At 63.1% G+C, this 14356-nt stretch carries 13 protein-coding genes and 1 riboswitch; all 13 genes read left to right on the top strand.

What is annotated here, in order from left to right:
- The first annotated feature begins 492 nt into the window (after positions 1-492).
- The 13 genes from IM738_RS05765 to ribH all read left to right on the top strand — a co-directional run bounded on the left by IM738_RS05765 (position 493) and on the right by ribH (position 14355).
- Entirely contained in the window at positions 493-1404 is a 912-nt protein-coding gene (locus IM738_RS05765) for a transglycosylase SLT domain-containing protein (RefSeq protein WP_236964941.1), read from the top strand.
- Positions 1405-1471: 67 nt separating this feature from the next.
- Positions 1472-1627, top strand: a riboswitch (ZMP/ZTP riboswitch).
- A gap of 51 nt (positions 1628-1678) precedes the next feature.
- Entirely contained in the window at positions 1679-2923 is a 1245-nt protein-coding gene (gene glyA, locus IM738_RS05760; protein WP_236964940.1) for a serine hydroxymethyltransferase, read from the top strand.
- Positions 2924-2945: 22 nt separating this feature from the next.
- Positions 2946-3395: a transcriptional regulator NrdR gene (gene nrdR / locus IM738_RS05755; protein WP_077335205.1), complete on the top strand. Its 450-nt coding sequence runs from the start codon at positions 2946-2948 to the stop codon at positions 3393-3395.
- A 148-nt stretch (positions 3396-3543) separates the two neighbouring features.
- Positions 3544-4089 carry a GspH/FimT family pseudopilin gene (locus IM738_RS05750; protein ID WP_236964939.1) on the top strand — a complete coding sequence of 182 codons (546 nt, stop codon included), beginning with the start codon at positions 3544-3546 and terminating at the stop codon, positions 4087-4089.
- A gap of 191 nt (positions 4090-4280) precedes the next feature.
- A complete protein-coding gene (locus tag IM738_RS05745) occupies positions 4281-4856 on the top strand; it encodes a GspH/FimT family pseudopilin (protein WP_236964938.1) in 576 nt (191 codons plus the stop codon).
- Positions 4857-4869: 13 nt separating this feature from the next.
- Positions 4870-5508, top strand: a complete 639-nt coding sequence (pilV, locus tag IM738_RS05740) for a type IV pilus modification protein PilV (RefSeq protein ID WP_236964937.1) — start codon at positions 4870-4872, stop codon at positions 5506-5508.
- A gap of 2 nt (positions 5509-5510) precedes the next feature.
- Positions 5511-6506, top strand: a complete 996-nt coding sequence (locus IM738_RS05735; protein WP_236964936.1) for a PilW family protein — start codon at positions 5511-5513, stop codon at positions 6504-6506.
- A gap of 89 nt (positions 6507-6595) precedes the next feature.
- The gene (locus IM738_RS05730; RefSeq protein ID WP_236964935.1) at positions 6596-7132 is read left to right on the top strand and encodes a pilus assembly PilX family protein; all 537 of its coding nucleotides are present in this window, start codon (positions 6596-6598) and stop codon (positions 7130-7132) included.
- A 17-nt stretch (positions 7133-7149) separates the two neighbouring features.
- The gene (locus IM738_RS05725; protein WP_236964934.1) at positions 7150-11415 is read left to right on the top strand and encodes a pilus assembly protein; all 4266 of its coding nucleotides are present in this window, start codon (positions 7150-7152) and stop codon (positions 11413-11415) included.
- A gap of 10 nt (positions 11416-11425) precedes the next feature.
- Positions 11426-11935 (top strand): type IV pilin protein, encoded by a 510-nt coding sequence (locus tag IM738_RS05720; RefSeq protein ID WP_236964933.1) that lies wholly within the window; start codon positions 11426-11428, stop codon positions 11933-11935.
- Between the two features lie 4 nt (positions 11936-11939).
- Complete coding sequence (gene ribD / locus IM738_RS05715) at positions 11940-13085, top strand: bifunctional diaminohydroxyphosphoribosylaminopyrimidine deaminase/5-amino-6-(5-phosphoribosylamino)uracil reductase RibD (RefSeq protein ID WP_236964932.1); 1146 nt, start codon at positions 11940-11942, stop codon at positions 13083-13085.
- Between the two features lie 99 nt (positions 13086-13184).
- Positions 13185-13826 (top strand): riboflavin synthase, encoded by a 642-nt coding sequence (locus tag IM738_RS05710; RefSeq protein ID WP_236964931.1) that lies wholly within the window; start codon positions 13185-13187, stop codon positions 13824-13826.
- 64 nt (positions 13827-13890) lie between these two features.
- Positions 13891-14355 (top strand): 6,7-dimethyl-8-ribityllumazine synthase, encoded by a 465-nt coding sequence (gene ribH, locus IM738_RS05705; protein WP_236964930.1) that lies wholly within the window; start codon positions 13891-13893, stop codon positions 14353-14355.
- Position 14356 lies beyond the last annotated feature (1 nt).

Here is a 14356-nt window from a genome sequence, read left to right as displayed (position 1 = left end):
GGGGCCAGTGGGCGGCTGCACCGCTTTGCTGGCTGTATGCCGGTCGTGATGACCGACAGCCACAGATTACGCTCGAATCACTCGCACATCAAGCATTCACCCACGTCGTTACATGGGGTTTCTCCTCCCACCGGGAAAGTCGCCTCCGTGAGGACCGGCACTCCCGAGCACACAGACGTACAGCCGATCAACGGTACTTTATTCCCGACCATCGGCAAGACCTCAGCCAGATTGAGGCTGGCGCTAGCAAACTGTGACCAAGTGCACTACAAAATCATTCATATAACAAATAATTGTTTTAAACGACGTTTAAAACATTGACTTGGTATTTGCCTGCACCTACCATTCGCTCCGCTTACCCGTTCAGGGTAAACCCGCACCGCCATTGACACCGATACAAGCGACCGCAAGCCCCAAGGGCTTGCCATCGATGGCGCCCCATCCAGCTGCTCCACCTCACACGGTCGGCACAGCCCTGCAAGGAGCGAACACATGACAACGCAAGCCTTCGGCCTCTCCAAGAGCAACTCAGTTGCCTCGGCCACCCTCCGCACCGCACTTTCCGACATCTACCGCGGTTTTGTTGAGTTCACTCACAACGGCATGGCGCTGCTCGGCTGCGCACTGGCCGTCGGCATCATTGCTTTGGCCGCTCGCGGCGATCTGCGTGACAGCGTGGAACAAAAGGCCCTGGACTGGCTGCTTCAGCGCCAAGACACAGGCATGGTCATTGAGCAACCAACCCTTGAGCCGGAAACGGTCGAGCGCGTTGCGGCGGTCACCCCTGACCAGCTGCCGAGACAGCAGGCCAATGTGGCTCACTGGCTCAGCCGGAAGTACCGGGTGGCCCCTGAGCCCTTGAGTGCCTTGGTGGCTGAGGCCTTCACGGTGGGTGAAAAGGTTCGCCTGGACCCGACGCTCATCCTGGCCGTCATGGCCATCGAATCACGCTTCAACCCCTACGCCCAGAGCCCCGTGGGTGCTCAGGGTCTGATGCAGGTGCTGACCCGGGTGCACTCGGACAAATACGAGGACTTCGGCGGTCAGATGGCGGCGTTTGACCCCCTTTCCAATCTGCGGGTGGGCGTCAAGGTCTTGCAGGACTGCATCAAGCAGGCCGGTTCCATCGAAGGGGGCCTGCGTTTGTATGTGGGGGCTGTGACCACCGACGGCAGCAGCTACATCAACAAGGTGATGGCCGAACACCTGCGCATCCGGAGCGTGGCGCTGGGGAAACCCATGCCCACCTCATTCCCGGTCTTTTCCGCCATCCCGGCGCCGGCACCGGTCGAGCCCGAGCTCACTCTGCCCACGCAGACCGGTTTTCTGGAGTCGGTGCCGGTGGAAGGGGCCATTGTTCTTCCATCGGATCCCGCTGCCGCGAACGATCTGTCCAGCTCCTGATCACCTAGTCGCCAGCGATACCTGCCGCTGGGTCGGCGTACAAGGCTGGGCATCTCTCGGATAAACTAGCGCCGTACGCAACTGGCGATAGGCACTCTCCAAGCTCTTGGAGTCAACGTGCTGACGTGGCCCCCCTGCCCTGCGACATCGCGGCGGCCGGGATAACCACTGGGAAGCGTACCGCCCGGCAAAGGGCGTTCAGCCGTTCGCCTGGGCAGCCCCCACATCCGGAAACACCGGACCATGGGGATCCACGTTACCCAAGACTGCCACCATGTACGACCGCAACATCCTCATCGAGCAAACCGACCCTGAGCTGTTCAAGGCCATCCAGCTGGAAAACGCGCGCCAGGAACACCACATCGAGCTGATCGCGAGTGAAAACTACGCCTCGCCGGCCGTGATGGCTGCCCAGGGCACGCAGCTCACCAACAAGTACGCCGAAGGCTACCCGGGCAAGCGCTACTACGGTGGTTGCGAATACGTGGACGTGGCCGAGCAACTGGCGATCGACCGTGTCAAACAGATCTTTGGCGCCGACGCGGCCAACGTGCAGCCGCATTGCGGCGCATCCGCGAACGAGGCCGTCTTTCTGGCTTTCCTGAAGCCCGGCGATACCATCATGGGCATGAGCCTGGCCGAAGGTGGCCACCTCACCCACGGCATGGCGCTCAATATGAGCGGCAAGTGGTTCAACGTGGTCTCCTACGGTCTCAACGACAAAGAAGAGATCGACTACGAAGCCATGGAGCGCAAGGCACACGAAACCAAGCCCAAGCTCATCATCGCTGGTGCATCGGCCTACAGCCTGCGCATCGACTTCGAGCGCTTTGCCAAGGTGGCGAAAGACGTGGGCGCCATTTTCATGGTCGACATGGCCCACTACGCCGGCCTGATTGCTGCAGGCGTGTACCCCAACCCGGTGCCATTCGCCGACGTGGTGACATCCACCACCCACAAGAGCCTGCGCGGCCCGCGCGGCGGCATCATCCTGATGAAAGCCGAACACGAGAAAGCCATCAACAGCGCCATCTTCCCCGGCCTGCAAGGCGGCCCGCTGATGCATGTGATCGCGGCCAAGGCCGTCGCCTTCAAGGAAGCGCTGCAGCCTGACTTCAAGGCCTATCAACAACAGGTGCTGACCAATGCACGCATCGTTGCCGAAACCCTGGTTTCGCGCGGTCTGCGCATCGTCAGCGGCCGCACCGAGAGCCACGTCATGCTGGTTGATCTGCGCGCCAAAGGCATCACCGGCAAGGAAGCCGAAGCCGTGCTGGGCAACGCCCACATGACAATCAACAAAAACGCCATCCCGAACGATCCGGAAAAACCCATGGTCACCAGCGGTGTGCGCATCGGCACCCCCGCCATGACCACCCGTGGCTTCAAGGACGAAGAAGCCCGCCTGACCGCCAACCTGATTGCCGACGTGCTGGACAATCCGCGCGATCCGGCGAACATCGAGACCGTGCGCGCCAAGGTGAACGCGCTGACCGCCCGCTTCCCGGTCTACAAGTGATGGCGGCTGGCGACGTCGCGCGATGAAATGCCCCTTCTGCGGTCATCTGGAAACCCAGGTCGTCGAGACCCGAGTGTCCGAAGACGCGGATTTCATCCGCCGCCGGCGCCAGTGCGGTCACTGCGAAAAGCGCTTCACCACCTACGAACGGCCGGAAGTGAGCTTCCCGGCCGTGGTGAAAAAAGATGGTCGACGCGTTGACTATGTGCCGGCCAAATTGCGTGCCTCGTTTGCGCTGGCGCTGCGCAAACGCCCTGTGAGCACCGAGCAGGTGGACGCCGCCATCGAGCGCATCGAAGAAAAGTTGCTGAACCTGGGCGTCAGGGAGATTCCCGCCGCCCGCCTGGGTGAAATGGTCATGCGCGAACTCAAGAAGCTCGACAAAGTGGCCTATATCCGGTTCGCCAGCGTCTACCGCAGCTTTGAAGACATCGATGAGTTCCGGGCATTGGTGGATGAGGTCCGGCGTTAGATCTGCATCAGCCGAGGTTCGCTCGCGCGCCTGTTGATATCGTCCTTCGTCCTGGGGATGAATCCTCGGACTGCCATGCAGCACAACCTTGTTTGGCGTGCGCAACCGGAAATAATGGGTCCGAACACATCACATTCGGGACCCAGGGATGAAAAACTCAAGTTTGGCGACAACAAGTCCTTCATCAGGCGTCAGTCTGATTGAGTTGATGGTGACCACCGCCCTGTTGGCGGTTGTGCTGCAGATCGCCATTCCTGAGTTTGGAAAATTGCTCGCCGTCTGGCAGAGAGACATGGCCACACGTTCCGTCACGGACCACTTGGTCCTGGCCCGGTCGGAGGCCATCCGATGGTCTCGCCGGGTGGTCATGTGCAACAGCAGCAATGGGCTCAGCTGCAGCCCTGCGTCTGACAAAGAATGGAAGTCCGGATGGCTGGTTTTTCAAGACATTGACATCAATGGTCAATTCGACTCCAACGACAAGCTGATTGCCCAATCGCAAGGATTCACGGGAATCAAAAGCCTTGAGGGAAATGCATCCAGACAACGTTTTGTATTCCTGCCGACGGGAATGATGGCGTCTGGCATGGCAACACTGGAGGTGACGCCAAGAATCGGGACCAGTCAGAAAATCATCGTCAATCGAATTGGGCGGATCCGAATCAGTCAATCTGAATCAACGGCCGGTTCTTGAGCGACCTTGGTGGGACGTTCAGGGGGTCGGGATGCTGCAAAAAATCGCACCAAGACACGCGGCAACCACTCACCATGGCACCCGGAGAAAGTGAATGCTTTATACCGCTCAGGAGGCGGAAAACGACCGCGCGTCAGCACGGCTCAGGAATGGCGTCAGGTGGCCGCTACATTGCAGTACGGAGCCGCCAATTGAAACACCTGCCTTCCCCCATCCAATCGTCTCAATCAGGCCAGCAAGGGTTTACCTTGATCGAGCTGCTTGTGACTGTGGCACTGGTCGCCGTGCTGGCGACGCTGGCCTTCCCTGACTTCAGCGAAACGGTCCGTCAATGGCGACGTGACAGTGCGACCCGCGCCTTGACGACCAGCCTGCAACTCGCCCGATCGGAAGCCATCAAGTCGTCGCGAAAGCTCATGCTCTGCCCCAGCTCCAACGGAACCAGTTGCACCGACAGCACCGAGTGGCGCAACGGATGGATGGTGTTCGTCGATGACGGCGCCACGGATCAAGCCTACGATGCCGGCGAACGAGTCGTCCAGGTGACCTCCGCCCAGAGCGGCATCGCCTCACTGGTGAGTTCGGCAGGGGTGACGTTCCTGCAATTCATGCCCAATGGCCTGATGGCTGCAGGTGCCGCCGCCGGGGCCACCACAGGACAAACCACCCTCACCGTCACCCCCAGCGGTGCAACGTCGGCCACCAAGGTCAACAACGTGAGTGTGTCCACGGTGGGCCGCGCCAGTGTCGCCACCGAGTTGCCGTGAGCCTGAAAGCACCATGATGTCTACATTCACCGTCAAAAAGTCCCTGTTGGGCGCCAGGGTCACGTCCGCCCACAGGCAGTCCGGGTCCAGCTTGCTGGAAGTGCTGGTCGCCATTCTGCTGGTGTCGGTCGGGCTGCTGGGCGTGGCAGGCCTCTCGGGCGCCACCTTCAGCTACAACAAGGTGTCGCAGATGCGCCTCACCGGCCTGGCGCTCGTGAACGACTACGCCGATCGGGCCCGGGTCAACGTCTATGGCTACGACCGAGGGAACTACGACATCGCCAAAACCGACGACTTCGAGAGCACGGCCGTCACGGTCCTCGACGCCAACCTTGACCTCGACCCGGCTGATGCCACCAATGCCGCCACGGTCGCCGATGCCCTCGCCGCAGCCGATATCGACCAGTTCCTTCGAAGCGTTCGCAACCGGCTTCCCCAGGGCGACGCCGTCGTGATCAGCACACCGACCGCTGCGACCCGGAACCTGGATGTCTGGCTCATCTGGAAAGAGCCGCAAGCCGCCGCAGCGGATGTGGACGACGACAAAGGCAACTTCTCCTTGTTCGATGCGGCAAAAGAGAACTGCCCCGACAACCTCAGTACGTCCGAGAAGCTGGAATACAGCTGCATGTACTTCAAGGTGGGCCTGTGATCATGACAAAACTCTCAACATCACGCCGGCCGGGTGCACGCGCCCAACGCGGCCTGAGTCTGGTCGAACTGATGGTCGCGATGACCATCGGCCTCTTCCTGATGGGGGCCGTGGGCGTCATCTACGTCAACACGTCCACCACCTCGCGCAGCAGCACGCTTGAATCACAGATGAACGAAGACGCCGCTCTGGCGCTGGAGTTGCTGCAGCAGCAGATTCGCCTGACGGGCTTTTCCAATGTGGACAACAGCGGAGCCAGGCTGTTTCCCGGGCGGGCCGTTCGCGGGTGTGACGGAGGCTTCACCGACAATGCCGCGGGTACAGCATTTGAAGCGCTGGCCTGTGATGCAACCGGATCCGGGCCCGATGCCATTGCCGTGCGCTACGAAGCATCGCTGCTCAACAGCCAGTTCGTCACCGACGCAACTGGCGTGCGGTCACCCGGCAACTGCGCTCATGAAGGCATCACGGCATGGGATGCTTCGGCAGAAGGCGCGGCCTCAGCAACCCCCCTCTCCCTGGCCGACAACCGTTACTACATTGCCAATGACGCCGACGGCACGCCTTCTCTCTTTTGCCAGGGGCGAACCGGCTCGGGGTTCGGCAATGCCACGGCCCTGATCCCCAACATCGAAGACCTGCAGGTTCAATACGCTGTCACCGCCGCGCCGACGGCTGGCAACCCCCTTCCCCATCAGGTGGCCGGCTACGTCGGTGCGGACCATGCCGTGCTCGGCGCGACCGCAACCAACTGGTCCCGGGTCGCCGCCCTGCGCATTTGCATCCTGGCACGCACGGCCCGCCCCGCTCCCACAGGCGACAACAGCATCAACGACCTCGGAAGCTACATCGATTGCGATGGCACCGAACAGACGGCCACCGACCGCTTCCTGCGCCGTGCCTACGTGACCACCATCCAGCTGCGCAACATGCGCCCCGGCCTGCCGTCTGACTACGTGAGCGGCGAAGACCCATGGGCGTTTTTGTACGAAAACTGAATCCCACCGTTCACCCACGGAAAAACACTGTCATGCGTCGCACCCTGCTTTCACCCCGTCCCGGCAGTGCCCGTGGGATCGTGCTTCCCATGGCACTGATCATGCTCCTGATCATCTCGTTCGCCGGCCTGCTGGCCGCCCGCAACTCCGCCACCTTCGAGCAGTTCTCGAACAACATGCGCACCAACCAGGTGGCGCGCACGTCCGCCGAAGACGCCCTGCGCTATTGCGAGCGGGTGGCCATTGACGCAGCGGAAAACGGGGGCTCCAGCTACGCCACCGACGCGGGCAAGATTGTGTCGACAGAACTCACGGCCGACGACGAAACCGCGATCAGGTCGGGCGCATGGAACACCAAGAGCAACTGGGCCACCGGCGCTGCCAACCTCATCACCCTGACCGCGACCTACAACTCCAATGTGCAGTCCAACGCAGAACTGAAAAACAGCCCTTCCTGCATCATCCAGGCCCTGGTCAACGACCGCTTCCTGGTCACGACCCGAGGGCTGTCCAGCGACGCCACCATCGCCAGCGACGGCACCCTCAGCGCCGGCTCAGAGGTGTGGCTGCAATCGATCCTGACCCCCACCGTTCCCGTGCTGTCTGCCACCGGTGGTGTCGATTGACGCCTGGTCAAGACCGAATGAAACAAAGACTTATCAGCGAGGTTCCCATGAAGACCCTGTTCACATTGCCCTTCGTCCACCGGTTGGTCCTGTCGGTGGCCCTTTGCAGCGCGGTCTTGCTGGGTTCGCAAGCGTGGGCCCAGCCTGCCAACCGTCCGCTGCTGACCAACCAGTCGGGCGCCAAGCCCAACCTGATGGTCGCGCTGGACAACTCGGGGTCCATGGCGTACACCTACCATGAGACTTACAACGTCACGAATGATTTCGAAAACGTGCCGGCCCGGGTATGCCCCAGCCCTTATTCGAACGTCAATTCGACAAACGCAACAAATTTCAACGCCGGCATCGGTGGCGACGCGATCTACAACGCGGGCAACTACACCTGCTACCGAAGGTACTGGGATGGGTCCCGCTGGCGCATCGAAGCCCGCACCACCTGGTCGGTCGCCGCCTCGCCTGCTCGCACCTACTGGAACTGGTCCGCCCAGCGCTCGGCCGACGTCAACCCGGTCTATTACAACCCGCGAACGAGATACCTGCCGCGGGTCAATGGCAGTGGCGTTGCCCTGGTGCCCTCAGACAATGTGGTGTGGGTGTCCAACGTGGCCAGCGCTGCCTTTTCTTACCAGGTGTTTCAGCGGGATGTGGCACCCAACGACTACCGCGTGTATCACTCGATGTATGACGACGATGGCACGACGAGGAACTTCCAGGGTGTGGTCAACAGCCCGAGCACTCCAACCGGCTTCACCTCGCGGTACACCTTGTCCAACACACGGCGCATTCCCGAGCACATCGCCTACACAGCGGCCACGGCGGCTTCGCCGGCATTCACCTACGCCTACTGTTCCCTGGTCGTCAAAGATGGGGCTGGGCAGGACATCGGTTGCGGGGCGCGAACACGGGTGAACGTCAGTTACGGTGGCACCGCCACCCACGTCATTCCCACGCCCAATACCCGAACGGATTGCACAGCCAACACATGCACGAATGCCCAGGAAGTCACCAACATCCTGAACTGGTACCGCTACTACAGCAACCGGCAGCTGGCCACCAGCACGGCCATCGGACTGGCCCTCGCGGACACCGATGCGAATGGTGCGCCGAACAACCCGTCCAAACTCGACAACGAGCTGCGCATCGGCTACATGCCGATCAACCAGTCCCACAGCAGCCCGCTGGTCACACCGCCCGGGGCGACTTCTCCGGTCACGCTGTCGCGTGGTGTGCGGCCGCTCAGCCGAGGTTCGACCGACAACAACAACCTGTTCAACTGGCTCAACGGCATGGTGTCCCAGGGGGGAACGCCACTGCACAATGCCGTGGAGCGGGCGGCTGACTACTACGGCCGGCGAAACGGTGTGACGGAATACGCGTGGCGGACCGACCCCACCTCCAACAGCAGCCCCGAAATGAACTGCCGCCGCTCCTTCAACCTGCTGTTCTCTGACGGCGGATGGTCGTCTGGTACGCCGTGGGGCCCCACAGCGGCGGGACTTGACTACGACAACATCAACGGTCTCCAAACGTTCACCCGGACCCGAGCGGATGGAACCACCGAGTCGTTTCAGTACATGAAGAGTGGCATCAACACCTTGGCCGGTCGCCTTCAGTATGTGCCCTTCCCGAGCACGGGCACTGGCGGCTTGGCCGACATCACGGCCCGGTATTACTGGCACGAGGACATGAGAGCAGGTGCAGAACCGGCAGGACTGGACAACAACATCCAGACCCGCCCCGGGCAACCGACGTTCTGGCAGAACATGACCACCTACACGGTGGGTTACCTGATCGAGCCATCCGGCGAAGCGACCGGCACCGGCCTGACTTTCAATCAGATCGAACAGTACAAGACAAACTACACGCTTTACGGGTCAGGGGCGCCCACGGTGTTCCCTCCATTCCCCACGGGAGACCTCATTTCCAACAACGACCTCCAGACGCGGGTGGACGACTTCATTCATGCCGGCTACACCGGTGGTGCCCGCTCGTTCAGCGCCCGTTCGGCCGACGACGTCAAATCCATCTTCAACACGATCCTGGCCGAGATCCTGAGCGCGTCCGGCCGGGACGCCGGCGTCTCGGTCAACACCGGTGGTGGAGACAACAGCACGCTGGCGGGTCGCCTCAAATACACGGTGTCCTACCGCACCATGGACAACTCGGGCGACATTCAGGCGCGTCAGCTGGCCGCCGATGGCAGCGAAACCGGTGTGACGGTGTGGTCTGCGAACCAGCTGATGCCGGGCCACGCCGCTCGACGTGTGTTCACCATGCACGACCTGAACCAGCCCGTCGATTTCATGGGAGCGTTCAGCGGCCTGCCCACCGACGTCCGCGATGCACTCGCCACCGGCCCCGACGCTGGCCGGATTCCCACCAACGACCGTTTCATCAACTACCTGCGCGGTGACAACACGGCGCTCGATGCCCAAGGCCATCTGTTCCGTCAGCGGACTTCACGCGTCGCGGCCATGGTCAACCCACCGGCCGTCTTCATGGGCGATGCCCGGGACTACGCCTACGACCAGGACGGCAGTGGCGGCGTCGACGGACGTGGCAGCTATGTGGACTACACCAACCGCAAGCGCGGTTACCCCAAGTCGTTGTACGTGGCCACCAACGCGGGCACCATGCACGCGTTCTCTGCGGCTGCGGGCACCGAACTGGCCGCCGTCATGCCGCGCCGCAGCCTCAGGCGCATGCTGAACTTCGCTGCGGAGCCATACAACTTCGAGTACGTGCTGGATGGTCCGATCACGGAAAACGACATCTTTGATCGCCGCAAAGCCGACAGCGACGGCCTCACGGCATCCACCGAATGGAGGGCCTGGCGCCACCTGGGTATTGGCACGGGTGGTCGGGGTGAAAGACTGGTGTACGCCGTCAACTCGCCCATCAAGCCCGGGGTGACGCCGAACCGCATTCCTGATCGGGCAGACTTCCTCTGGGAAACCGGTCCGGACGTGATCGATGGCGCCGATGGCAGCGATGTCACCGCCGGCTACATGTCCAATTCGGCCCGCAGCGGTCAGACCGAAGACCTGTCGGATGCAACGAACGCCCAGCGTGGACGCTGGATCGTGGCGGTCAACAACGGCCACTACAACGGTGAACCCAATGGTGAAAAGGCCGGGCTGGTCGTGCTGGACGCCGTGAGCGGCGAGGTCATCCGCACCATTCCCCTGCCCTCGGGCTATTCGGCTGGAGACGGGCTCAGCGGCGTGACGCTGCTGCGCAGCTACGGCAGCAACACGCGCGTGGTGGCTGCATACGCCGGCGACGCCAACGGCCAGTTGTGGAAGTTCAACCTGTCGGGCGATCCGAGCACCTGGCATGTGGAGCATGGCAGGCCGCTGTTCACGGTGCCGGGCAACCGCCCCATCTACGGCTCCCCAGCCTGGCAGGCCCATGAGGAGGGCGGGTTCATCGTGGTGTTTGCCACGGGCATCATGCTGGAAGAAGACCATCTGCAGGATCTGGACGGCCAGGCGATCTACGGCATCTGGGACCGACAGACCCTTGACGGCAGCATGCTCAATGGCGAACCCTTCAACCCGGTCACCCTGACGCAGCTGGAAGAACGCACCATTGACCCGAGTTCGCAGGCGGCGGGGGCTGCTTTCCTGTACTACGGCATCCAGAGCGACGCAACACCCCAAATCGACTGGGACACCCAGCGCGGCTGGTTCATCCGCATGCAAAACGTCTACCAGACTGATGCCGGGCTGCAGCCGGGGGAACGGTCCATCGCCGATGTCCAGAACTTCGGGAGAAGCGTGATCATCACCACCACCGTTCTTCGGCCGCCTGCCTCGGGAGAAATGTGCAGCGTCGCCGACCTGCCTGGAAACTATGTCTACATCGTGAATGCCCAGTCGGCTTCGCCCGAACTCAGCCAATCGTTCGATGTCGACGGCGATGGCCGCCTGGATCCCTATGCCGTGGCCTACGCGCCCCAGGGGGGCTTCACACGCGGTATCTCTGTCAGCCGTTTCCGCTCGCGGGCCGATGGCACCGCACTGCCCGACGAACCGCAAACGGACAATGGGGATCCCAGCGACCCCCAGGTGACCGAAACCGTCAATGACCGGATGCAGAAAGCCGCCGATGAAGCTGCTGGCGAATCCGCACTGAGCTCCACCGGGGGAGCCCCCAAGTGCCGGACCATGCGAGGCATCATTCTGGGTACCGGGGAAACGCCGCTCGGCGCCGGGGTGTTCTGCCCGACCACGGGCTGGAGCCGCACCCAGTTCCAGCTGAGTGCCCCGCCCGAAAACTGAGACCCTGACCATGACCCTGACCTTTCCTCGCCGTGCGCCGGCGCCACGCCGGGCCCAAGGTGGCTTCACCCTGATCGAACTCATGGTCGTGGTGGCCGTGATCGGCATCCTGGCCGCGATCGCCATTCCCTCTTACCAGGAATCGGTGGCCAAGTCGCGTCGGGCCGATGCGCAACGCGCCTTGATGGAGGCGGAGCAGTACATGCGACGGTTCTTCAGTGCGCGAGATACCTTTACGGGTGTCACGCTTCCTGCTGGTCTGGCCACGTCACCACGTGCTGGATCTGGCACCGCTGCCTACAACATCCAGCTGATCGAGGACGACGCCGTGGTGGCGACCACGACAGCGACCTCTGCGTCCATCTTCACTCTCCAAGCCACGCGCACTGGCAGCATGGCGAATGACCGTTGCGGCAACCTGAGGGTCACCAACACGGGAGTGAAGTCGATCACCGGACTCACCGGCCTCAGCGACACCGAACTGCTCGCACTGCAAGCCGACTGCTTCAAGGCTTCCTGATCGCATGCGCTTGGCTGAAGGCCACATTCAAGTGGCCCTGAACCTGGCGAGCAGGGCGATCAGCCTGTCGAATCCCAACCCTCGTGTGGGTTGTGTGCTGCTGAGTGCCCGCGGGGAAGTCATCGGCGCCGGCCACACCCAGCAAGCCGGCGGCCCGCACGCCGAGGTGATGGCGTTGCGCGATGCGCAAGCGCGCGGCGAGTCCACCGCTGGCGCCACGGCCTACGTGACACTGGAGCCCTGCTCCCACCATGGCCGCACGCCGCCGTGCTGCGACGCCCTCATCGCCGCCAAGGTCGGCAAGGTGGTGGTCTCCACGCTCGACCCCAACCCGCTGGTGGCAGGCCAGGGCATTGCACGCTTGAGGGCGGCGGGCATGGAGGTGGAGGTGCTCGCGGCCGACAGCGACGCCGCCCGGGCATCGCGCGAGCTCAACATCGGCTTCTTCAGCCGCATGGTCCGCAAATCCCCGTGGGTGCGCATGAAGGTGGCGGCATCGCTGGACGGCGCCACGGCGCTGGGCAATGGCGTCAGCCAATGGATCACCGGCGAAGCCGCGCGAACCGATGGACACGCCTGGCGGGCCCGTGCCTGCGCGGTGCTCACCGGCATCGGCACCGTGCTGGAAGACGACCCCATGCTCGATGTGCGACTCGTGGACACGCCGCGCCAGCCGCACCTGGTCATAGTGGACAGCCGGCTCGAAACGCCGCTGACCGCGCGCCTGTTTGCGGCGCCCGCCCACGGACTGACCCGGAAGATCTTCATCTACTGCGCCGAGCCCGAGCCGGGCAGACAGCGGGCGCTGGAGGCCTTGGGCGCCACCGTGATCGCCCTGCCCAACCCCCAGGGCAAGGTGGATCTGAAAGCCATGCTCCACGACCTGGCCCACCGCGAGGTGAACGAACTCCATCTGGAGGCCGGTCACAAGCTCAATGGGTCGTGGGTGCGCGAAGGGCTGGTGGACGAGTTGTTGCTCTACCTGGCCCCCACCCTGCTGGGCATCGGCGGCATGGGCATCGCGGGCTTCGGGCCCCTGCAGGCGCTGAACGAGGGCCTCGCGCTGGCCTTTCACTCGGTGGACCCGGTGGGGGACGACCTCCGCATCGTGGCACGGGTGCGCGGTCGGGACGGTTTTCTGCGCGCCTGAACCCTTTCGCGGGCCCTCTGGCCGCGCTTCCCCGCGCGCTTTTCACCTTTCGTTGGGCGGCCCAGAGGAAGCCGGCCCAAACCCTGCGAAAATACGCCGATGTTTACCGGCATCATCACCGGCGTGGGGCGCATCGCCGACCTCCACGCCCAGGGCAGTTCTTTGGACCACGGCAAGCGTCTCTCGATCGAGGCGCCGCCGGGCTACCTGGACGACGTGTCCCTTGGCGACAGCATCGCGCTCAACGGCGCATGCATGACTGTCACCTCCCTGAACCCCGCCGAACGGCGGTTCTCCATCGACATCTCGGCGGAATCGCTCGCGCGCACGGCCGGCCTGTCCGAGCAAGGCCGCCAGGTGAACCTGGAAAAAGCCCTGCGCGCCAACGACCGTCTCGGGGGCCACATCGTGTCGGGCCATGTGGACGGTGTCGGTCAGGTCACCCGGTTTGCCCAGGTGGGCGAAAGCTGGGAACTGCGCGTGATGGCACCCGCCTCGCTGGGCAAGTACCTCGCCTACAAGGGCTCGATCACCGTCAACGGGGTGAGCCTGACCGTCAACAGCTTCGTTGACAGCGCCGCCGGCTGCGAGTTCAGCATCAACCTGATTCCCCACACGGTGCAAAACACCTCGCTCGGGCAGTTGACGGCAGGCAGCGCCGTGAACCTCGAGATCGACACCGTGGCGCGCTACGTGGAACGCATGCTGGGTGCCACGGCCACCCCGGCCAGCGTGGCTTGAACCCGGCACCGGCCACGCCAACACTCACCCCCATTCACCCCACCGACCACCGAGAGAACCACCCATGTTTGGCGCAGACAAAGGCACCTCCAACCTGCTCGACGGCAAGAAGCTGTCCATTGGCATCGTGCAGGCCCGCTTCAACGAAGGCATCACCAACGCGCTCTTTGAGGCCTGCCATGCCGAGCTGCTGGCCCTGGGCGTGCTGGAAAAGCACATCACCCACGTCACCGTGCCCGGCGCGCTGGAAGTGCCGATCGCGCTCAAGGCGCTGGCCGAGCGCGACGACTTTGACGCGCTGATCGCGCTGGGCTGCATCATCCGCGGCGAGACCTACCATTTCGAACTCGTGGCCAACGAGTCCGGGGCCGGCGTCACCCGCGTCTCGCTGGACACCAACACGCCCATCGCCAACGCCATCCTGACCACCGAGAACCTGGAACAGGCCGTGGCCCGCCAGGTGGACAAGGGCCGCGACGCTGCCCGTGTGGCCATCGAGATGGCCCACCTGCTCGACGCCATCGCATGAA

It is taken from the genome of Hydrogenophaga sp. SL48 (assembly GCF_021729865.1).
In the GTDB taxonomy this organism is placed as follows: Bacteria; Pseudomonadota; Gammaproteobacteria; order Burkholderiales; family Burkholderiaceae_C; genus Hydrogenophaga.
The sequence above is the reverse complement of the archived record's forward strand: the minus strand, read 5'-3'. Positions and strand labels throughout refer to the sequence as shown.